Genomic DNA, 20,635 nt, shown 5'->3' with positions numbered 1-20,635 from the left:
TCTCGCAGGCCAGCCGATCAACCGATCAACCGATCAGCGGGTCGGCGGGCGAGGCGGGACCGGCCAGGACGACGCCGAGGTGGTCGGCGATGAGGCCGACGGCAGGGGGGTCGATGACCGAGGTGTGGTCGCCCGGGACCACGACGACGTCGAGGTCCGAGCAGTAGGAGTCCCAGCCGAGCGCGGTCTCGGCCCGGTCGTAGCGCGGGTCCAGCGTGACCGTCACCCGGTGGGCCGACGCGGCCCGGAAGAGCACGACTCGGCCGGCGTACGGCCGCGGCCGGTAGCGCTCGGCGATCCGCGCGTCGGCGTAGGAGGTCCGCTGGTGCTCCAGCACTCCCGGGGTCATGGCGATCGCCGAGGACGCGAGCAGCCGGCCGAGGCGCTCGACCTGCGCGTCCTCGTCGAGGGCGGCCAGCTCGTCGTAGGGCAGGTCCAGGTCGACGTGATAGGTCTCGCTCACGTAGGCGGCGAACCGGCGGAACCGCTCGACCACCAGCCMGCGGACGTCCCCGGAGGCGACCGGCAGCGGGAGGATGGAGTCGATCATGGCGACGACCTCGACGGCCTCTCCCGCGGCGACCAGTCGCTGCGCGACCTCGTAGGCGAGGACCCCACCGAACGACCAGCCGCCCAGCCGGTAGGGGCCGCCCGGGGCGATCTCCCGGATGATCTCCAGGTATCGGTCGGCCTTGGACTCGACGTCCCGCAGGTCGTCGAGCCGTTCCAGGCCGTACACCGGCGGGCCGGCGGGCAGCCGCGAGACGAGCGCGTGGTAGACGCTGGTCGGGCCGCCTGCGGGATGGAACAGGAACAGCGGCCGCTGCCGGTCGCCAGCGGCGTGCTCCCGGCCCGGCTCGACCCCGGCGGCGCGCAGCACGCGCAGCGGGTTCCCGCCGTTGCCTTCCAGCTGTTCACGCAGCAGGTTCGCCATCCGCTCCACCGTGCCGGCCGCGAGCAGCGGTCCCGCGTCCGCCACCGCGTCGGCTCCCAGCCGGTCGGCCACGGCGGCCGCGACGGCGGCGCCGGCCCGACCGGGCGGCTCGCCGGCCCGGTCGGCGGCGGCGAGGTCGTCCGTCACGCCGACCGGGGAGCGGCCCAGCGCCTCCTCCCACAGGACCACCAGCCAGCGTTCGGTCGGGTCGCGGGGTGGGATGTAACCACGGGCCCGAGCCACGGCCGCCGGGTCCCACCGAGGGGCGGCGCCGGCACCGCCGGCGTGAGCCCGCCGGGTGCCGGCATCGGAGTCCGCGGCGGCGCCCTGGGCGGCTTCGGGCAGGCCAAGCTCGGCGGCGACGTGGCGTTCGACGTCGGCCAGGCTCGCTCCCCGCAGCAGGAGGCGCACCGGCAGCACGACGTCGACGTCGCTCTCGACGGCGCCCCGCGCGCGCACGGCCATCAGCGAGTCGAGGCCGAGCTCGGTCAGCGGGACGTCCGGGTCGACCAGCTCGGCCCGGTCCGGCGGAAAGCCCATGATCTGGGCGACGCGGGTGCGCAGCCTGGCCGCCAGCATGCCGCGGGCCACCGCCGGGTCGGCCGACCGCAGCGCGGCCACGCCGGGCCAGCGGTCGTCGCCGGCGCTGTCCCCCGCGCCGTTCCCGGGGCCGGCCTCGGCCAGCAGCGGGCCGAAGTACGCGGCACCCGCGATCTCCGGCAGCAGGTGGACCGCGCGCTCGGGGGACAGCCGGGTGACGCCGGTGACGTCACGGCCGGACGCGAGGACGGCCTCCAGAGCCTCCAGGCCGTTGGCCGGCGACAGCGGCTCGAGCAGCGGGTTCGTGTTCCCCGCTGCCCTGCCCACCTGGGACCAGGCGCCCCACTGGATGCTCGTCGCCGGCCGTCCGGTGGCGCGCCGCCAGCGCGTGAACGCGTCCATCCAGGCGTTCGCCGCCGCGTACGACGCCTGCCCCGGCGAGCCCAGCAGGCCGGCGGCGGACGAGAAGACCAGCCACCAGTCCGGGTCGAGGTGCTCGGTGGCCTGGTGCAGCAGCCAGGTGCCGGTGACCTTGGGAGCCCAGACCCGCTCGAGGCTGTCGCGGTCGAGGGTCAGCACGGTCTGGTCGACCAGCATCCCGGCCGCGTGGGCGACGCCGGCCAGCCGCGTCCCGCCGGCGGTGGCCGCGGCGACGAGACGCCCGGCCGTCCCCGGTCTGGCGATGTCGCCCCTGACCACCACGACGTCCGTGCGCCCACCGGCGCGCAGCTCGGCCAGCGCGGCCTCGACCTCGGGAGACGGCTGGCGCCGGCCGCCTAGGACGAGCCGGGCCGCTCCGCCCTCGGCGAGCCGGCCGGCCAGCGCGAGTCCGAGGCCGCCGAGGCCACCGGTCACGAGGTAGGCCTCGGGACGTACGAGCTTCCGCCCGGTGGGCCGGGCCGCCGCGGGGGGCGCGAGCGACGCGCGGGCGAGGCGGCCCACCATCCGCCGGCCGCCTCGCCACGCGACCTCGTCGTCGTCGGCGCCGGCGGCCAGCTCGGCCAGCAGGTCGGGCAGCGGGTCGCCGGCCGGGTCGAGGTCGACGAGCGTCGCCCGCAGCAGGGGATGTTCGAAGGCGAGCACCCGTACCAGACCGCGCAGCGACGCCGGGCCGGGCCGACCGGCCTCGCCGGCGCCGGCCACCGCGGCGCCCCGGCTGACGAACCACAGGCGCGGCGACCGCGCGAACCCGGCCTCCGTCACGGCCCGGGCCAGCGCGGCCGCTCCGGCCACCAGGGCGGACGCCCCCGCGACCGGGGCGGTCGCGTCGGTCACCAGGGCGGACGCGTCGCCCGCGGCCACGCCAGCCGGTGCCGCCTCGTCAGGAACGAGGAGCAGTATCCCGGCGGCGTCGCCGCGCGCGGCCCGCGCGGCCAGCGCCGCCGCGAGGGCCGGCGCGTCGTCCAGCGCGAGGGTGACGACCGTGCTGTGGGCTTCCCCCAGCCGGGCCACCAGCCGGGCGGCGAGGCCCGCGTCCGGTGGCACCGGAGTCACCACGACCCAGGCGACGTCCTCGGGACGCCCCACGCCATCGCCGGCCGCGGGCGGCGCGAGTTCCGCCGGCTCCCAGCGGGACTCGAACAGCATGGATTCCAGCGCCACCGGCACGTCGTCGCGGTGCAGGCGGCGCAGGTAGATCTCGTCGGCCGCCAGCAGGACCGCGCCGTCGTCGCCGACGAGGCGGACCGCGCCGACCAGACCGGCGTCGTCGGCGCCGGCCGGCGCGAGCGTCGCGTGACAGGTCCCCTCCCGCGGCTGGGCCGCGCCCACCCACAGCCGGCCGATCCCCACCGGCAGGTAGATCGCCCGGTCGTCCCGCGCCGGCCACAGCCCCGCGGCGGCCGCGGCGAGGGTCTGGAGGCACGCGTCCAGCAGGGCCGGGTGCGCGCGCAGCAGGGGATGCCCGGTCGCCGTGTCCGGCAGGCGGACCCGGCCGCGGGCCACGCCCCGCCCGCCGGACACGCCGCACCGTGCCTCGCTCACCCCGGCGAACGCGGGGCCGTAGCGCTGCCCGACCGCCTCGAACGCCCCGTAGAGGTCGACGGGCAGACCCTCCCCGTCACCCAGCATGTTCGATCCGATCACGGGCACGCCCGTGCCCGGATCGCGCGGAAGGTCGGCGCCGGGACCGGCCCGCGTGACCGTCGCCGTCGCGCAGCGGACCCAGCGGTCCGACCCGGCCGACCTGGTGTGCACGTCGACCGTGCCGCCGGAGTCGGTCACTCGGAACGAGACCGTGATCGTCGTCTGGTCGGCCAGCGGCACGATCCGGTGGATCTCCAGGTCGCCGACCACGACGTCGGGCGAGCCGAGCACGGCGGTGGCCGCGGCCAGGGCGATCTCGGCGTGCGCCGCGCCTGGCAGCACCGGGGCGCCGTGCACCGTGTGGTCGGCGAGCCACCCCACGGCGGCGGTCCCGACGTCGGCGCTCCACAGGTACCGGCCGCCTTCGGGCAGGTCCACCCTCGCCCCGAGAAGCGGATGTCCCGCGCCCGCGCCGGCGGCCGGTCGCCGTGCGTCGGTCGGCCGGAACCAGTAGGGCCGGCGGTCCCAGGCGGTCGTCGGCGGCTCGGGGGCCCGTCGCGCCGGCGCGCGGCCCGCGGTCTCGCGGGACAGGGCGGCCCGCGCCCCGGCGTCCCCGCCGGCCAGGGCGAGCCTGGCGAGGTTGGCCCGGAACGTCACCTGGTCGTCGGTGTGCCGCCGTAACGTTCCGGCGACCGTCACGCGCGCCGCCCCGAGGGTCTGGCGCACCGCCCGAGCGCCGATCGGGTGCGGGGAGACCTCCAGGAACGTGGCGTGGCCGTCGGTGCCGGCGGCCACGAGGGCGTGGGCGAAGCGGACCGGCCGCCGGGCGTTCGCCGCCCAGTAGGCCGCGTCGAAGGCGGGAAGCTGCCGCGGATCGTCCAGGGTGGTGCCGTAGAAGGCCACGGCCGGCGACCGACCGGTGATGTCGGACAGCTCGCCGGTCAGCTCGTCGAGCAGGACGTCGACCGCGCTCGAGTGGGCGCCCCCGGGAATGGGCATCGGGAACACGTCGCGGCCCATCGCCTCGAGCCGCGCGCACAGCGCCCGCAGCTGCGTCGGGTCGCCGCCGACCGCGCGCTGCGTGGGGCTGGTGTGGACGGCGACCGCGACGTCCGGGAAGTGGGGCGCGATCGCGTCCCACTCGGCGTCGGACAGCTCGACCATGGCCAGCTCGCCGTTGTCCTCGTGCTCCAGCGACGCCAGCAGCCGGGCTCGGGTGGCCATGACCCGGGCGCCGCTGTCGAGGTCGAGCGCGCCCGACACCACCGCCGCCGACACCTCGCCCATCGAGAACCCGAGGACGGCCGCGGGCTGCAACCCACACGCGCGCCACAGCCTGGCCAGGGCGACCTGCGTCCCGAACAGCACCAGCTGGGTGGCCTCGAGCCCCTCGAACGAGGTGTCACCGGTCAGGGCGGCCCGCAGCGAGCGGCCCGTGTGCCGGCTCAGGACGGGCTCGACCCAGTCGACGGCGGCGGCGAAGTCCGGCTCGGTCGCCAGCAGCCGCCGGCCCATGCCCGCCCACTGCGAGCCCTGGCCCGAGAACACCCAGACGGTGCCCGGCGCCCCGTCGCGGGCCGGGCGTCGCGCCGGCGCGACGGGGGCGACGACGGCCGGGGTGTCGACCTCGTCCGCGAGCGCGGTCAGGGCGTCGGCCAGCTCGCCGCGGGTCCGGCCGACGACGGCGGCGCTCACCGGGGCGTCGTAGGAGTGCCGGCGGGCCAGGACCGCGGCGACGTCCACCGGCCGCGCGATCCGTCCGGCCGGCTCGTCGAGCCAGGCGGCGAGCCGGTCCGCCTGCCGCCGGAGCCTGGCCGGGTTCGCGCCGGACAGCAGGAGGGTCCTCGCCGGGTCCGCCGCCTGGGTTTCTGGTATCAGAGCGTCCGGCGTCGGGGCGTCGACGAGGGTCCGCGCGTCGGCTGGCCATTCCTGGAGGACGACGTGGGCGTTGGTCCCGCCGAAGCCGAAGCCCGACACGCCGGCCTGGGCCGGACGCCCGGCGACGCGGGGCCATGGACGGCGCTCGGTGACGACCCGCAGCCCCGCCTCGTCGAAGCGGATGTGCGGGCTCGGAGCGTCGAAGTGCAGGGTGGCCGGAATCATCCCGTGCGTCAGGCCGAGCGCGACCTTGATGAGGCCGGTGATGCCGGCCGCCGCCTCCAGGTGGCCGATGTTGGTCTTGACCGACCCGATCAGCAGCGGACGGTCGGCCTTGCGGCCGGCGCCGGCGCCGGCGACGGCGCCGAGGGCGGCCGCCTCGATCGGGTCGCCCAGCGGCGTGCCCGTCCCGTGCGCCTCGACGTAGTCGACCTCGGCCGGGTCGACGCCGGCCGCCTGGTAGGCCGCGCGCAGGACCGCCTCCTGCGCCCGCGGGTTCGGGGCGGTGATGCCGTTCGAGCGCCCGTCGGAGTTCACCGCCGAGCCGCGGATGACGGCCCAGATCCGGTCGCCGTCGCGCCGGGCGTCGGACAGCCGCTTCAGGACGGTCACGCCGCAGCCCTCACCGCGTGCTATTCCGTCGGCCGACGCCGCGAAGGCCTTGCAGCGCCCGTCCGGGGCCAGCAGCCCCGCCGAGGCGAACGCGGCGGAGACGGCCGGGGCGAGCAGCAGGTTGACCCCGCCGGCGATCGCCACCGCGCTCTCGCCCGACCGCAGGCTCGCGCAGGCCGTGTGCACCGCGACCAGCGAGGACGAACAGGCGGTGTCGAGCGCGATCGACGGCCCGCGCAGGTCCAGCGTGTAGGAGATCCGGTTGGCCGCGAGCGACATCGCCGCCCCGGTGGACGTGTGGGCCTCGACCCGGCTCAGGTCCGACGCCGTGAGGTGGGCGTACTCGACGAGGCTCACGCCGACGAACACTCCGGTGGGCGTGCCGCGCAACGACGCCGGCGCGACGCCGGCGTTCTCCAGCGCCTCCCAGACGACCTCCAGGAGAAGGCGGTGCTGGGGGTCCATCAGCTCGGCCTCGCGCGGCGCGATGCCGAAGAATCCCGGGTCGAAACCGGCGACCTCGTCGAGGAAGCCGCCGTGACGGCCGAGCCCGACCAGAGCTGACGCCGACGCCGACGCCGGGGCGACGAAACGTTCCCACCGACCCGCTGGCACCTCGCGAATGCCGTCGCCGCCCCGGGTGAGGAAGTCCCAGAACCCCTCCGGGTCGGCCGAGCCGCCGGGCAGCCGGCAGCCGATGCCGACGATGGCCACCGGCTCGGCGCTCGGGACCGCCGCGACGCGCGGTCCACCGCCACCGCCGGCGCCGCCGCCGGCGCCGGCGCCACCGCCGGCGCCACCGCCGCCGTCGCCGCCACCGACGCCGACGCCGACGCCGACGCCGCCGCCGCTGTGGGAACCGAGCGCGGCCAGCCGCGCGGCGATGGCGGCGATGGTCGGGTTCTCCCAGACGAGCGTGGCCGGGAGGGCCATGTCGAGCAGGTCCTCCAGCTCGCCGGCCAGCGCGACCGCGTCGCGGGAGGCGAGCCCCAGCTCGCCAAGCGGCTGGAACTCACCGACCGCCTCGGCTGGAACGCCCACCAGGCGGGCGACCTCGCGCGTCAGCCAGGCCCGCAGCTCCGCCTCGGTCAGTCCGCGTCGTGCCGTCACGAGGCGCTCCCCACCCGCGAGAACCCGCCGGCCAGGTAGCGCTGCCGGCTGGCGCGGCGCGCGATCTTCCCGCTTGTGGTGCGCGGGACGGAACCGGGCCGCGTGAGCACGACATCGTGGACCGCCAGGCCGTGGCGATCGGAGACGGCGCCACGGACGGCCTGCTCGACAGTGGCGGAGTCCCACCCCCCGTCGAGCGCGTGCCGGGATATCTCCGCCACCACGACGACCCGTTCGCCGTCGTCACCCGGCACGGAGAAGGCGGCGGTGCGGTGGCGGCCCAACGCCTCGTGCCCGTCCTCGACGGCCGCCTCCACATCCTGCGGGTAGTGGTTGCGGCCGCCGATGACGATCATGTCTTTCAGCCGGCCGGTGACGAACAGCTCTCCGTCGTCGAGGAAGCCCAGGTCACCGGTGCGCAGCCACGGGCCGACAGGCCGGCCGTCGGCTCGCTCGCCGGCGCCCCGGCCAGCGGCGGCCGGGCCAGCCGCGGTCGGGCCGCCCAGTTCGCGGGCGAGCCGCTGCCCGAACGTCGTCCTGGACAGCTCGGGGTTACGCCAGTACCCGTGGGCGACGTTGGGCCCATGGACCCAGATCTCCCCGACCATCCCGTCCGGGAGCACCCGCGCCGCGGCGGGATCCACGACGGCGACCAGCTGCCCGACCGGGCGGCCGCACGAGACCAGGGTGTGGGGCCCGCCCGGCGGCGCGTCGGAGCCGCCGCCCTCGGGCGCGGGCATCACCTGGCCGGCTCCGAGCCATTCCTGGTCGACCTCGAGGACCCGGGCCGCGGCCGGTCCGGAGGACCCGCAGACGTACACCGTCGCCTCCGCGAGGCCATACGACGGCCGGATGACCTCCGGGCGCAGCCCCCGGGGCCCGAACCTGCGGACGAAGCGGTCGAGGGTGGCGGCCTGGACCGGCTCCGCGCCGTTGTTCATCGCGGCGACGTCGCCCAGCCACAGGCCGGCGGCGTCCTCGGCCGAGATCCGGTTGGCGCAGAAGTCGAAGGCGAAGTTCGGGGCGGACGTGACCGCGCCCGGGCTGGATGACAGGAGCCGCAGCCACCGGACGGGCTTGGCGAGGAAGGCGTCCGGGCTCATGAACACGGCGGGGTAGCCACCACCAACACAGCCACCGACGACGAGGACCAGGCCCATGTCGTGGAACAGCGGCAGCCAGCTGACCACGGTCAGCCCAGCGCGGCCGTCGAAGTAGGCCGCTTCCGCCTGAGCCGCGTTGACGGCGATGTTGCCATGTGAGATCCGCACTCCGGCCGGCGACCGGGTGGAACCGGAGGTGTACTGCAGGTACGCCAGGTCATCCCGGCGGAGCGCGACCGGCGGCGCCTGGTTGATCCACGCGGCGAGGCCGCCGGCGCCGGCGTCCCCCGCCTCGTCCAGAGCCGGCTCGTCGTCGACGACGATGACGCCGACGGCCCGCCCCTGCCTCTCGAGGAACGTGCGCACGGCCGGCAGCGCGGCCGAAGTGGTGGCGACACCCGCCGGCTCGCAGTCGGAGAAGACGGCGTCCAGCCGCCCGGAGTGCCCAGGCAGGTCGGGCGAGAACAGCGGGACGGCGACGATGCCGGCCCGCAGCGCGCCGAGGAACGCCACCACGTAGTCGAGTCCCTGCGGGGCGACGATCGCCAGCCGGGATCCCCGCTCCTGCCGGGCGGCGATCCGGGCCGAGAACGCGCAGACCCGGCTGAACAGCTGCCCGTAGGTCAGCGAGGTGGCGGTTCCGGACCGGTCGACGGCGTAGTCGACGAAGGTGAGGGCAACACGGTCAGGCTCGTCCCGAGCGCGTGCGGCCAGCTGCTCGGGCAGCGGGACGGGCACAACGTCGTCCACGGTCACCCGAGCGCCGTTCGGAGCCACGCGAATCCCAGACATATCCGTCCTCCAAAGCCTGTCCCACTCGCCGGCCAGCCGCGAGACGGGCCGGTTCGTCGTTTCTCCGCATTCATGGAATTCTCGGGAGCGGCGACCCGTAGCCCACGCTTCGTGCGCTCAAGAAAGGAGGGAAAGCTGCCGCCCGACGGCGGCGTAAAGCGTCGATGTAGCCATCGGCGGGGTTCTGGCCGCGGAGACCTCGGCCATCTGGTGACACTCCGGGGGCCGATGCGGAAGCCGTGTCGAATTCGTTGCGCCGACAACGGTGCTCGGAGCCGGGGCCATCCATCCCAATTCCAGGACCGATCATCGGGGTCGCCGCGGATCCCGCCCAGATCTGCCCGGTCAGCCGCCGGGTGGGCGTGGCGAGCGGCACGGCGCGGTAGTCCCACGCCGCGACAAGCCGGCCGTTCCCCACAAGGGAACGGCCACCATCGCGGCGATCAACGACGAGCTTCGCCGACAGACTTTCCGTCGAGCACAAAGGCTGGAATACGGAGATCGGTTCAAGCTGGTCGAGATGACACGGTCAGGCTACCTCGCAACGAAGGTCCGATTCCGACCATTGTCCTCCTGCCGCACTTCCGCGCCGACAGCCGAGGTCGGTAACACCTTTGCTGCCGTCGCCGAGGTCGTCGGCACCTAACAGCCGCCCCTGGCCCAGTAGGCCGCCTCGTCGGCTCCTGGGCGCAGTCGCTGAAGCGACTGGATTGTGCCGGCTACCACCGGGTAACCTCTCCTGCCACCGGACCATAGATGGATAAAACAGGACTTAGAAGAGGTGCGAGATCCCACCTTGCCGGGACACCCGAACACGGACGGTAGCAGGATTGGTACTCGATGCAGACCTCGCAGCGCTCCGACGCCCACCGCAACCGTGATGCCATCCTCCGCGTGGCGGTGGAGGCCTTCAGGGGCGAGGTCCCCCGCGTCGTGCAGCTTCAGGAGATCGCGAGTCGGGCTGGCTTAGGGCGCTCGACGGTCTATCGCCACTTCGCCGACCGACACGCGCTCGGCCAGGCCGTCATCGCCGAGCATCTCGACAGACTGAGGCAGGCGGTGGCGGACACAGAGGCGTGTCACTTCCGCGAGCTGCTGGGCGTCGTGCTGTCCGAGCAGGCTTCCATGCGGCCACTGGTCGCGCTTATCCGGGAGTTGTCGACCCCCGAGCAGAAGCGATACGTGATTCAGCTGGTCGAGGCACTCGCCCCCGCCTTCCGCGCCGCACAGGCCAGAGGCGAGATCCGCGTGGACGCGCATCCGATGGACCTCATACTCCTCATGGAGATCCTGGAGACCGCGGTCGAGACGCAGTTCCTGGAGAGCGATCGCGATGGCGCTGCTCGACGGCTCACGGCGTTTCTYCTCGACGGCCTGTTCACGGACGCGGGCCCGCGGCGCGAGGACCCGGACCACGAACCGTGTGTAGTACCTCGGGATGGACAGAGGGCGCCGAGCTGAGTGACGAACCGCCGAAGCACGGGCCGACCCGGCCCGCACGGGCTGGCCGCCACCAGCACCATGAACCCGGCGGGGCGCAGGATCGTCGCGGGAACGCCCAGGTAGTGGATGTGCTGCTCGATCTGCCATTTGTCAATGGATCCCCAGCCGTGTTCCAGGAGGAGATCGGCTACGCGTACCAGGCGACCTTCGAGGGCTTCCTGCGAGCCGAAGGCGCCGCCCCTCGGTCGCTGTGACGCTATCGGTCTGGTGTCAGGACCGGTGGGGAGCCTCGCCATGCCAGTAGGCGGCGGTGGTGCCGGTCTGGCGGAGCACCACGTCGGGAGCCTGCGCGGCCAGCCAGAACTGAAGGAGGTACCGGTCGATCGTGTGCGCACCGGTCGCGACGGTGTCGGCGGCATGGGCGGCGTCCATGGCGGTGGCGCTGTACCGGACACGGTAGGTGGCCCGCAGGTCGAGGTCGAGCGGCCAGGACTTCTCGCCGGCCCACTGAACGAGCAGGACCCGGGGCGACACGGGCCTGAACGAGACCTCGACGGCCTCCTCCCAGGCGGGCTCATCCAGCGGTGCTTCCTCACGCAACTCGACCTTCAGACCGACGTCGCCGGTATGCAGCCCGGTGATCAGGAACAGGAAGCCGTCGAAGGCGGCGCCGCACAGCCCGTTGCGCTGGCCCGCGAACGCCGCGGACAGGTCTCCTTCCCAGCCACTCTCGAAGCTCTCGACGTAGAACTGGCCGTAATGGACGAATATCTCGCCGTCGAACAGCGTCCGAGCAGCCATCGGGACGTCGCCTCTCAGCTGGTTTCGTAGTAGTCCGCCATCGCGCGAGACCAACGCTCGACGGTGAAGTCCTCGAAGTCCCCGGCCGCCTCGCACTCGAGGAGGTACTCGAGCGCCTTGGTGGCCTCCTCGGAGTACGCCCGTGCTGCCCACAGGTGGGTCTTTACTTCGTCGAGGCCAGCGCCGCAGAGCAGCTGGATATCGATCGAACAGTGCGCGTCGAAGTTGGCCCCCTTGGCCCCCCAGACCGTCAGGACGTCCGCCAGCGCACCGGCGTTGAACAGCTGCACGCAGCCCACCCGCATCAGTTCGACGTCGGCGTCCCAGCCAAGCGCCGTCTCGGCGCGCACCATGTCCCGCACCTCGCCGAGATCCGTCGCGGCAGGTCGCAGTCCGTACCGCCGGACCCACGCCTCCCACGACTCCTCGTCCATCGCGCGGCACCTCCCAGTCACGTCACGATCCCGGCCGAATGGTCGCATACGCGTGATTAGCGGCTAGCGGCTAGCGGCCAGCGGCCAGCGGCGAATCGATGCGCCGTCAGGGCAGGGCGCAGGCGGCGCGCTGGCGGGCAAGGACGGCGTCGCAGGCGGCCACACCGGTGGCGCCCCGGCGGTTGGCGCTGCCGCGTGTACGACCTGGCCTCGGCGCCAGACGCCGACAGCGTCCTTCGCGGCACCGAGCCGACCCGTCGACTTCACCGCACTGCGCTGGTGACCCGTGCACCTAGACATCCGAAGCCGGCCAGGTCCTGCTCCCGGCCGGCGAATCCCGGCCCACGAAATTGGGGTTCGGCGTCCGTTGCTCTGCTTCGGCGAGGTCGGTGCCCGGCTCCTCAACTGGCCGGCGTGCGCATCGCTTCGAATGTTGCGAGCTCGTCGACAGCCACCACGAACTCTCTGGCAGATTCGCCGTAATAAAGCATCCGGAGAGTATTCCATCGCCTCCTGTTCTCGCTTTTCGAAAGAAGAACATTGAGAAAGGTTCGCTCAACCTTCATCTTCTCGACCATCGCTCGAAAGTTCCTGTCGTAGGCGTGCCCATAGTAGCGATGCATGCCATCTATAACCATTCCAAGATAGGCAATGTTCTGCGCTTCCCTCTCAGGTATGGACCGATCGAGTCCATAGATGTCGTAAAGAAACCGAGGATCTTGAGAAAGTACCAGTCCGGTCGTCTCATACAACTCGTCCAGTCTTACCTTGTTGGCCTGATCGACGGCCCGGTCAGCCGCCTTCGCGCTTTTCCACGCGTAGAACACGGCGACCCCGGCGATCCCGACCGACGTCAAACTAGCCAGTAACTCCATCGCAAAGCACTGCCAATCATCCGAGAGCTGCTGGTCGACGGTCGGTAAAGGTGCCCACCTGCCTGGAACCCTGACGACATCGTGGGGGCGCGTGCTGGGCCGGTTCTTTCCTCACGGCCTCCGCCGAACCGGACTGACCGTAGAGAAGGCCGCTGACGAGGTGCCGGTTGGCCTGCGCATTCTCCGACCGCCGCGGAAGCGCGCGATGCGGTTTCGCCGGCCAGAGGGCGTGTCGACACTTGCGGAGAAGGTTTCCGAGGCGCTCGACGCCCCTGATCGGGCCGCTCGGCGCTGTCGCATGCAGCCGAGCCAGACGATTTTGCCCGTGAGCCTTCGTGCGATCAAGCCCTCCGATCGCCGGACCGACTACCTTCAGAGTCTCATCGGCTGTCTGTGAGGTCTCCGAGTCGGACGATTTATCGTGAAAATCATCTGGCCTCGCCGGACGCGACAGTGTCGGGCGGGGTCCTGTCCGCCGCGCCAGCCTGGGACTGGTGGCCTACGGTCCTCGCGATCAACACGGGCCCTGGTCGGCAGGGAGGACTGGTCTGGCGACCGGCCCCGCCGTCGTGCGCCCGCGCGCTGCCGCGCACGGTCGCTTTGACCGCGTGCGGCCCGGTGCTCGCGTTTGCCTGCCCTGCAAACCAGACGATCTCCTGATTCGCCGGTCACGGGCTTTACCTTGACACGATGTCAGGGTGTCCACTGGGCGCAGGAGGTGGTCCCGATCAACACGACAACCGGAACCCCGCAACACACCCGCGTGGCGGGCGCCCTGGGCGCCAAGGACTCGTCAGTCCGGCTTCAGGCGGCCCTGGCGGTCGGCTCGAACCCGGACCCCGGCCTGCTGGAGACGCTCGTCGAGCGGTGCGCGGTCGAGCCGGACTTCTTCGTGCGAGACATGCTGTCCTGGGCGCTTGCCCGGCTCTCGCCGGAGATCACCCTGCCCCGGATCCGCCAGGAGCTCGACTCCGAGCACGCTCAGGCCCGCGGCCAGGCGTTGCACACACTTTCCAAGATCGGTGACAGGAGGGCGTGGGACTGGATCACGCGCGACCTGCTGCGCGACACCGACGACGAGGTCGCGCGGACCGCGTGGCGCGTCGCGGTCGCCCTCGTACCCGAGGACGAGAAGAAGAACCTGGTCGACGACCTGGTCGCGCAGCTCGGCCGCGGCGGCCGCGACGTGCGGCTCAGCCTGAGCCGGGCCCTCGTCGACCTCGGCAGCGTGATCGAGCCCGCCCTGGAGAAGGCCGCGGCGAACCTCGACCCGACGGTGGCGGCGCACGCCCGTGCGACCGAGCTGCTCCTGCGGTACCCGGAGGCTGGTTTCGACGTGGCCATCGACGAGGCGAAACGAGTGGTCACGCTCGGCCCGGAACGAGCCGCCGCTGCCGCCACGGCGGCGGTGGCGGCGAGAGTCGCCGGGAGTCCCGAGACTGCCGCGACCATGGAGTCGACCGGGTCGACCGGGTCGACGGAGGCTGCGGAGATCGCGGATTGCTGATCGGTGACGTGGCCCGCCACTCTGGGGTGAGTGCCCGAATGCTTCGGCACTATGACGCCCTCGGGCTGGTGCGACCGTCTGGTCGCACGGTCAGCGGCTACCGCGAGTACTCCCCCGAGGACATCCGCAGGATCTTCCACGTGGAGAGCCTTCGATCCCTCGGGCTCTCGCTCAGGCAGGTCGGACGCGCGCTGCAGGACCCGGCCTTCGCTCCGTCCGCCCTGGTCGGCGACCTCATCCGGTGGACGGAAGACCGCCTGGAGCGGGAACAGGAGCTGCTCGAGCGGCTCCGCGCGATCGACGCGTCGGCACCCACCGGCTGGCAGGGCGTCCTGCGCATCGTCGAACTCATGCACGGGCTCGGCTCGACCAGCGCCGCGCGCAGACAGCAGACCGTCCTGGCCGGCCCGGTGGGCGAACCGGTTCCCGCCGAACTACTGGCCGGGGCGGTGCTGGCCGAGTCCGACCCCAACGTCGCGGGCGCCCTGCGCTGGGCGCTCGCCCGATCGGGCGGCGACGGCCTGGCGACGCTGGCGGCCGGCATGCACTCGCGGGACGTCGACATCCGGCGGCGCGCGGTCCTGGCGATCACCGGGATGTCCCAGGCTCCGGGTACGACCGTGGCGCTTGCGGACGCGCTCGGGGACCCGGACACGATGGTGCGCGGGTACGCCGCGCTGGCGTTGGGCGGGCGTGGCGTCGCCGCAGCCGTGCCGACACTCGTCGGCATGGTGGTCGAAGGCTTCCATGACGTCGACGCGGCGGAGGTCCTGGGAACGCTGTCCCAGGATCCCGGGTGCGCGGCCCGGATCATCACCGCGCTGGTCGACGAACTCGCCGCGCACACCGCCGACTCCGCGACGCGGATACGCCTGGCCCAGGCGCTGGTCGAGCTGCCGGGACCGGGCGCGCAGGAGGTCCTGCGCCAGCTGGCCCGCGACGACGACCCTGCTGTCGCCCTCGTCGCCTCCGCCTTCGTCGGAGTTCTCGAAGAGGGTTCTGTCGCGCCGGTCGATGCCGTGGTCCGCCCCGGCGACCCGGCATGATCGGATCACGGCTCGCCGTGGTCCTCGTCCGCACATCCCGGTCTCGGAGCTCACGGGGTTCCGGTTCCCGCCCGAGGCGATCGTCCTGGCAGTGCGCTGGTGTCTGCGGTACGCCCCGTCCTACCGGGACGTCGAGGAGCTGCTCGCTGAGCGCGGCATCGAGGTTGATCACGTGACTGTGTATCGGTGGATACAACGCTTCGCATCGCTGYTGATCGAGGGGTCCCGAGGACCTCGCCGCGGCCGACGGATAGCGAGTCACCATCGGGTGATCGCCAGGTTCGGACACTGATCGCGCCTGCCCACGATCGGCGCAGGTACCGCAGCCGCGGTACACGGATATGTCCGCATACGGATGACGACGGAAGAGGCCGTCCCAGCGAGCGTGGTGAAGACCTGAGCTCAGTCTGGAGGCACTTCCGTGGCTACTCCGATGCCTCATCCGCGACCTGGCGGATACGGGGCCCATGGTGCCGCCAGTGGCGAGATCGATGCGGACTCCGGTGCCGCACGCCCTGACGCACCCGAGCTCCCACGAGCGCCACAGCCCACCGAGCCACCACCTGGCAAGACGAGAGATCGCGAAGCGTCGTGGTTGCGGGGATCCACCCGAATGGAGGTGCCATCGGAGGGCCGGCCGTCACCGAGCGAGGAGGATTCGCCCAAGACGTCAGCAACCCCCCGGAGATCCACTCGCCGCCGCAGGTCGCGCAGGATCCTGGCGGTTGCTCTGGTTCTTCTGATCATCGTGCTCGGGGCGATGGACCGGCTGGCCGCTCACGTCGCAGCCTCCCAACTGGTCAGCCAGCTCCAGAAAAGTCAGCAGCTGCCGAACAAGCCGGCGGCCTCGGTAGGCGGCTTCCCGTTCCTGACCCAGGTGGTCACGGGTGACTACAAGGACATCGGTCTTCGCATTCGCCGGGTCGCCGTGTCCGACCTGTGCGTCAACGACATCAGCGTGCACGTCCGAGGAGTGCATCTTCCGCTGAGCACGCTGATCGGCAACAACGTCAAGACGATGCCGATCGATCATGTCATCGGCACGGTGGGACTCACCTACACCGACCTCAACGCCTACCTCGCCGACCAGCCCGGAGACATCCAGCTGAGCGCGTCTGGCGGCGGGATGCGCATCTCGGCACCGGTGGACGTACCGCTGGTCGGACAGATCAAGGCGTTCGGCGACGTGCGGGCCAGCGTCCAGAACGACCGGCTCACCCTCGCGCCCACCGCGCTCGGCGTCAACGGCCTGGGTGCCCTGAGCATCCCCGCGAGCACCGTGCGAGCCCTCAGCGTGACCATACCGCTCTCCAGCCTGCCGTTGGACCTGCGGTTGACGTCGGCCGCCGTGACGCCGTCCGGTGTCGAGATCACTGCCGAGGCCGACGACCTGAAGCTGGAGCCGACGCAGCCCTCGACGACCCGGCTCCAGGGCTGCTGAGCGCGCCACCAAACCGAGATGCGCAGAAAGCAGAAAAAACCGGGAGGTGAGCCGCGGGATGACCAGGAATAGTGGCATGACCTGGAGGCAGCTGGACGTGGACGGTCCGGCGACCCCACTGACGCGGGCGGTGAGTTCCTCAGGTGCGACGACCATTCCCGGCGAGCGGCTGTTGCCGCATGACTCGGATTCCGTCGGCCCTTATATTCTGGTCAGCCGGCTGGGTGAAGGAGGAATGGGTACCGTCTACCTCGGACGTGACCMCGGTGGCCGCGCGGTCGCGGTCAAGGTCATTCGACCAGACAGGGCGAACAGCCCAGAATATCGACACCGTTTCCGGCTGGAGGTCGAGGCGGCCCGGAGCGTCGCGCCGTTCTGCACAGCCGAGGTTCTCGACGCCGACCCGGACGCGTTCGCGCCATATCTGGTGACCGAATTCATCGAAGGCCTTCGCCTCGATCAGGCAGTAGCCGTCGGCCCGCTCAGCTCATCCACACTCACCGGGCTGGCGGTCGGCGTGGCGACCGCGTTGACCGCGATCCACCATGCCGGGCTGGTGCATCGGGACCTCAAGCCCAGCAACGTGATCCTCTCACTGACCGGTCCGAGGGTGATCGATTTCGGCATTGCCCAGGTGCTTGACGGCGCCGTCGCGAAACCAACCGACTGGGGATTCGGCTCGGCGGGCTGGATGGCACCCGAGCAGATCCACGGTCAACCCATCGGACCGGCTGCCGACGTGTTCACCTGGGGCATGCTCGTCGCCTACACGGCCACCGGCCGGCACCCGTTCGACGGCGACACCGATCTCGAGCTCGCGTACAGCATCACCAGTGCCGAACCTGATCTGACGGGTCTCCCCCGGCAGCTGGAGGATCTCGTCTCGAACGCTCTCTCGAAGGACCCGGCGGCCCGGCCCACCGCCCGCGACCTGCTCCTGCACCTGGTCCAGCTAGCCCCGGACGACCGGGCCACCGATCCCGCGATCCGGCTGCTCGGCCTCACCGGCACCATTCCACGGCTTCCGCGGAGGCGAACGCCTCGTCCGCGGCGACCGTGGCGTCCGCGGGTTCGTCCATCCGTTCTGCTCGGCGGCGGCGTGCTGCTGCTGGCCCTTGCGACTGCCTGGACGGTAGCTACGAAAAACCGCGGTCAGGCCCCAGCTCCGCCCGTCACCGCCGCCACGACCACCACCAGTCCGCGCTCCCCGGCCCCGTCGGCTCCCTCCCCGGGACCGGTCGGCTTCCGCGACGGAGGACTCCAGTTCACGGTCGAGGGCGTCGAATGCGGAGTCGAGCAGCTCGGCCCCGATTTCCTGGCTCGCCGTCCGAACGGCCAGTTCTGCCTGGTGACGATGACGGTCCGCAACGTCGGTGGATCGTCGCGCCAGCTGCAGAGCGCCAACCAGTACGCATACGACTCTTTCGGCGGCCAGCACTCGGCCGACTACCTGTCTCGTTTCTACCTTCTTGGCGAAACGGTATGGCAGCCCGTCGCCCCTGGCGCATCGGTACATGGCCGGATGGTCTTCGACATTCCTGCGGAAGCAAGACTGAAACTGCTACGACTGCACGGCAGCTCGACCGGTACGGGCGTGTCGATACCACTCTGAACAGCCATCCACGTTCACGGCAGGATCAGCCCGCGGGCGAGGCGTCCATTTCCGTGATCGCAGCGTGTCCTGCCGCGGCACGGGCACGGGCACGGGGTGCGGGGTGCGGGGTGCGGGGTGCGGGGCGGCATACCGCGGTCGTGGTACACGCGGATGACGACGGACGGCGGATGGCGCCGGGCGGCTTCGGCGGGACCGTGAGGTGCCACATTCGAGCTCGCGAAAGGCAGTCCCGTGTCCGTTCTTGCCCGGTGGTGCGCACGGCACCGCTTCGTCGTTCTCGGGGTCTGGGCCGGCGCCGCCGTCGTCCTGATCGGCCTCGTCGTAGGAATGGGGTCCAACTTCAAGACCGTCGCCGACCTGCCCAACAGCGAGTCGGCACACGCCTACACGCTGCTCGGCGCCTCCACCGACTCGCCCCAGACCGGTCGCATCGTCTGGCACACCACCGGGCAGGCCGTCGACTCGGCCGAGGTGCGCGGCGACGTCGCCCGCATGCTGACCACGATCGCGTCGCTGCCCGGAGTCGAGGCTGTCGTGAGCCCGTACGCCGCAGGCGACGCGTCGCGGCTCAACACCAGTCAGAACACGGCCTACGCCGACGTGACCGTCACCGACGACGTCGATGTCGCCCAGGTCCGGCAGACCGCCCAGTCGATCGAGAACGACCGCCTCCAGGTCGAGACCGGCGGCCAGGCGTTCGCACCCACGACGACGTCGGGCGGCATCGCCGAGGTCGTCGGCATCCTGGCGGCACTGCTGGTGCTGCTGGTGATGTTCCGCTCCGCCTGGGCCGCGGCACTTCCCATCATCACCGGCGTGGTCGGCGTCGTCACCTCACTGCTGTTCGTCATGGTCGGCTCCCACGCCGTCGACCTGTCGAGCGAGTCGATCACGATGGGGTCGCTGATCGGCCTGGGCGTCGGCATCGACTACGCGCTGTTCATCGTCGACCGGCACCGCAAGGCCCTGATGGCCGGAGCATCGGTGCACGACGCCATCGGGCAGGCCGGGAACACCTCCGGCCGAGCGGTGATCTTCGCCGGTCYGACGGTGATCGCCGCGCTGCTGGCGATGTTCGTGGTCGGCATGGGCGTCCTCACCGGCATGGGGCAGGCGGCCGCGGTGACCGTGCTGTTCACCGTGCTGGCGGCGATCACCCTGCTGCCCGCGCTGCTGTCGGTCCTCGGCCCGCGCGTGCTGTCCCGCCGGCAGCGCCGCCTCCTGTCCGACAGCAGCGACGTCACGGCGAGGAAGTCCGCGCCGGGACGCGCACGGTCTCGCCGTGGGCCCGCCCGGCGCTGGGCGGCGCTCGTCACCCGTGCTCCCGCGCCGATGGCGGTGCTCGCGCTGGTCGTGCTGGCGGCGCTCGCGGTCCCGGTGCTGTCGATGCGGGTCGGCGAGGCCGACGCCAGCAGCGACCCGGCCGGCTCGACGTCGCGTCAGTACTACGAGCTGATGAGTCCCGCGTTCGGCGGCGGCATCGACGCCACCCTGCTGCTGGTGGCCGAGACTCCCGACGGGAGTTCCGCCCAGGCGCTGGACACTCTGGTCACGCGGCTGCCGTCGGTGCCCGACGTCGCCTCGGTCGCCCTCGGCGCGACCGCCCGTGACGGCGTCCAGGTCGTCCAGGTGACGCCGTCGAGCARCTCGGGCGCCAAGGCGACCGTCGATCTGGTGGATCACCTGCGGCGGGACGTCATCCCGGCCGCCGAGGCTGGCAGCCACCTGCAGGTGTACGTCGGCGGCCAGACGGCGACCAACATCGACATCGCGGACGCGCTGATGAGCAAGCTGCCGCTCTACCTGGCGCTGGTGGCCGGACTCGGGTTCCTGCTGCTGGTGCTCGCGTTCCGCAGCCTCCTGGTGCCGCTGGTCGGGGCTGTCAGCAACCTGGCGACGATCGTCGTCGGCCTGGGCGCGCTGACCGCGATCTTCCAGTGGGGCTGGGCCAGCAACCTGCTCGGCGTCGGGGACGGCGCGCCGATCTCCTACATCGTCCCCATCATGGTCGTCGGGGTGATGTTCGGCCTGTCGATGGACTACCAGGTGTTCCTGGTCAGCCGCATCCGCGAGGAATGGGCACACACACACGACAACACGCGCTCGATCCGCACGGGTGTCGCAGAAACCGCCAAGGTCATCGCCACCGCCGCCGTGATCATGCTGTGCGTGTTCTCCTCGTTCGGGTTCAGCGGCCAGCGGATCGTCTCCTGCATCGGCATCGGCCTTGCCCTCGCGGTCGTCGTGGACGCCTTCGTCGTGCGCATGATCCTCGTCCCGGCGCTGCTGCGGATGATCGGCGACCGGGTGTGGGCATACCCTCGGTGGGCCGACCGCCTCACGCCCCGCCTGGCGATCGAAGGCCCCGCGAACAAGATCGACATACCGTCCGACCAGATGGACGCGCCACCCGCGGACAACCTGGTCGGCGCCGCCGGCCACGCCTCGGCCGCGGCGGACCGGCGGTGACCGAGGAGCC

The 20,635-nt window shown here is 72.1% G+C and carries 12 protein-coding genes and 1 pseudogene; 8 read left to right on the top strand and 5 right to left on the bottom strand.

Annotated elements, in window-relative coordinates:
* Nucleotides 1–25: 25 nt before the first annotated feature.
* Nucleotides 26–7,099, bottom strand: coding sequence for a type I polyketide synthase (locus BCD49_RS28225; protein WP_071042093.1), 7,074 nt, complete (start codon nucleotides 7,097–7,099; stop codon nucleotides 26–28).
* Nucleotides 7,096–8,958: a fatty acyl-AMP ligase gene (locus BCD49_RS28220; protein WP_035929275.1), complete on the bottom strand. Its 1,863-nt coding sequence runs from the start codon at nucleotides 8,956–8,958 to the stop codon at nucleotides 7,096–7,098. The genes BCD49_RS28225 and BCD49_RS28220 overlap by 4 nt, the downstream gene beginning before the upstream one ends.
* An 876-nt stretch (nucleotides 8,959–9,834) precedes the next feature.
* Here BCD49_RS28220 and BCD49_RS28215 point away from each other — a divergent pair.
* Nucleotides 9,835–10,455 carry a TetR/AcrR family transcriptional regulator gene (locus BCD49_RS28215; RefSeq protein WP_007513228.1) on the top strand — a complete coding sequence of 207 codons (621 nt, stop codon included), beginning with the start codon at nucleotides 9,835–9,837 and terminating at the stop codon, nucleotides 10,453–10,455.
* Between the two features lie 110 nt (nucleotides 10,456–10,565).
* Nucleotides 10,566–10,691, top strand: a complete 126-nt coding sequence (locus BCD49_RS45955) for a hypothetical protein (protein WP_007513230.1) — start codon at nucleotides 10,566–10,568, stop codon at nucleotides 10,689–10,691.
* A gap of 16 nt (nucleotides 10,692–10,707) precedes the next feature.
* Here the strand turns inward: BCD49_RS45955 and BCD49_RS28210 are convergent, their stop codons facing one another.
* The 3 genes from BCD49_RS28210 to BCD49_RS28200 form a co-directional block, all read right to left on the bottom strand.
* Complete coding sequence (locus BCD49_RS28210; RefSeq protein ID WP_007513232.1) at nucleotides 10,708–11,238, bottom strand: hypothetical protein; 531 nt, start codon at nucleotides 11,236–11,238, stop codon at nucleotides 10,708–10,710.
* 14 nt (nucleotides 11,239–11,252) lie between these two features.
* Nucleotides 11,253–11,672, bottom strand: a complete 420-nt coding sequence (locus BCD49_RS28205) for a hypothetical protein (protein WP_007513233.1) — start codon at nucleotides 11,670–11,672, stop codon at nucleotides 11,253–11,255.
* 401 nt (nucleotides 11,673–12,073) lie between these two features.
* A complete protein-coding gene (locus BCD49_RS28200) occupies nucleotides 12,074–12,547 on the bottom strand; it encodes a hypothetical protein (RefSeq protein ID WP_007513235.1) in 474 nt (157 codons plus the stop codon).
* Nucleotides 12,548–13,265: 718 nt separating this feature from the next.
* On the opposite strand from BCD49_RS28200, the gene BCD49_RS28195 reads away from it, so the two are divergent.
* The 6 genes and pseudogenes from BCD49_RS28195 to BCD49_RS28175 all read left to right on the top strand — a co-directional run bounded on the left by BCD49_RS28195 (nucleotide 13,266) and on the right by BCD49_RS28175 (nucleotide 20,625).
* Nucleotides 13,266–14,054, top strand: a complete 789-nt coding sequence (locus BCD49_RS28195; protein ID WP_007513237.1) for a HEAT repeat domain-containing protein — start codon at nucleotides 13,266–13,268, stop codon at nucleotides 14,052–14,054.
* Entirely contained in the window at nucleotides 14,048–15,100 is a 1,053-nt protein-coding gene (locus BCD49_RS28190; protein ID WP_051466354.1) for a MerR family transcriptional regulator, read from the top strand. The genes BCD49_RS28195 and BCD49_RS28190 overlap by 7 nt, the downstream gene beginning before the upstream one ends.
* Nucleotides 15,069–15,305, top strand: a pseudogene (locus BCD49_RS41165) (hypothetical protein); the annotation flags it as partial. The gene BCD49_RS28190 and the pseudogene BCD49_RS41165, both read left to right, overlap by 32 nt.
* A 543-nt stretch (nucleotides 15,306–15,848) precedes the next feature.
* Complete coding sequence (locus BCD49_RS28185; RefSeq protein WP_232794122.1) at nucleotides 15,849–16,541, top strand: LmeA family phospholipid-binding protein; 693 nt, start codon at nucleotides 15,849–15,851, stop codon at nucleotides 16,539–16,541.
* Between the two features lie 58 nt (nucleotides 16,542–16,599).
* Nucleotides 16,600–18,153, top strand: a complete 1,554-nt coding sequence (locus BCD49_RS28180) for a serine/threonine-protein kinase (protein WP_083401744.1) — start codon at nucleotides 16,600–16,602, stop codon at nucleotides 18,151–18,153.
* Between the two features lie 234 nt (nucleotides 18,154–18,387).
* On the top strand, nucleotides 18,388–20,625 hold the full coding sequence (locus tag BCD49_RS28175) for an MMPL family transporter (protein WP_083401743.1): 2,238 nt from the start codon (nucleotides 18,388–18,390) through the stop codon (nucleotides 20,623–20,625).
* Nucleotides 20,626–20,635: the final 10 nt, after the last annotated feature.

Origin of the sequence: Pseudofrankia sp. EUN1h (assembly GCF_001854645.1) — a bacterium.
In the GTDB taxonomy this organism is placed as follows: Bacteria; Actinomycetota; Actinomycetes; order Frankiales; family Frankiaceae; genus Pseudofrankia; species Pseudofrankia saprophytica.
Note: the sequence above shows the minus strand (reverse complement) of the source record. Positions and strands in the feature narration are given on the sequence as shown.

Bases quoted from the DNA above. Each gene is read 5' to 3' on its own strand.
- BCD49_RS28210 (WP_007513232.1), bottom strand. From the start codon at position 11,238: ATGGCTGCTCGGACGCTGTTCGACGGCGAGATATTCGTCCATTACGGC.
- BCD49_RS28205 (WP_007513233.1), bottom strand. From the start codon at position 11,672: ATGGACGAGGAGTCGTGGGAGGCGTGGGTCCGGCGGTACGGACTGCGA.
- BCD49_RS28200 (WP_007513235.1), bottom strand. From the start codon at position 12,547: ATGGAGTTACTGGCTAGTTTGACGTCGGTCGGGATCGCCGGGGTCGCC.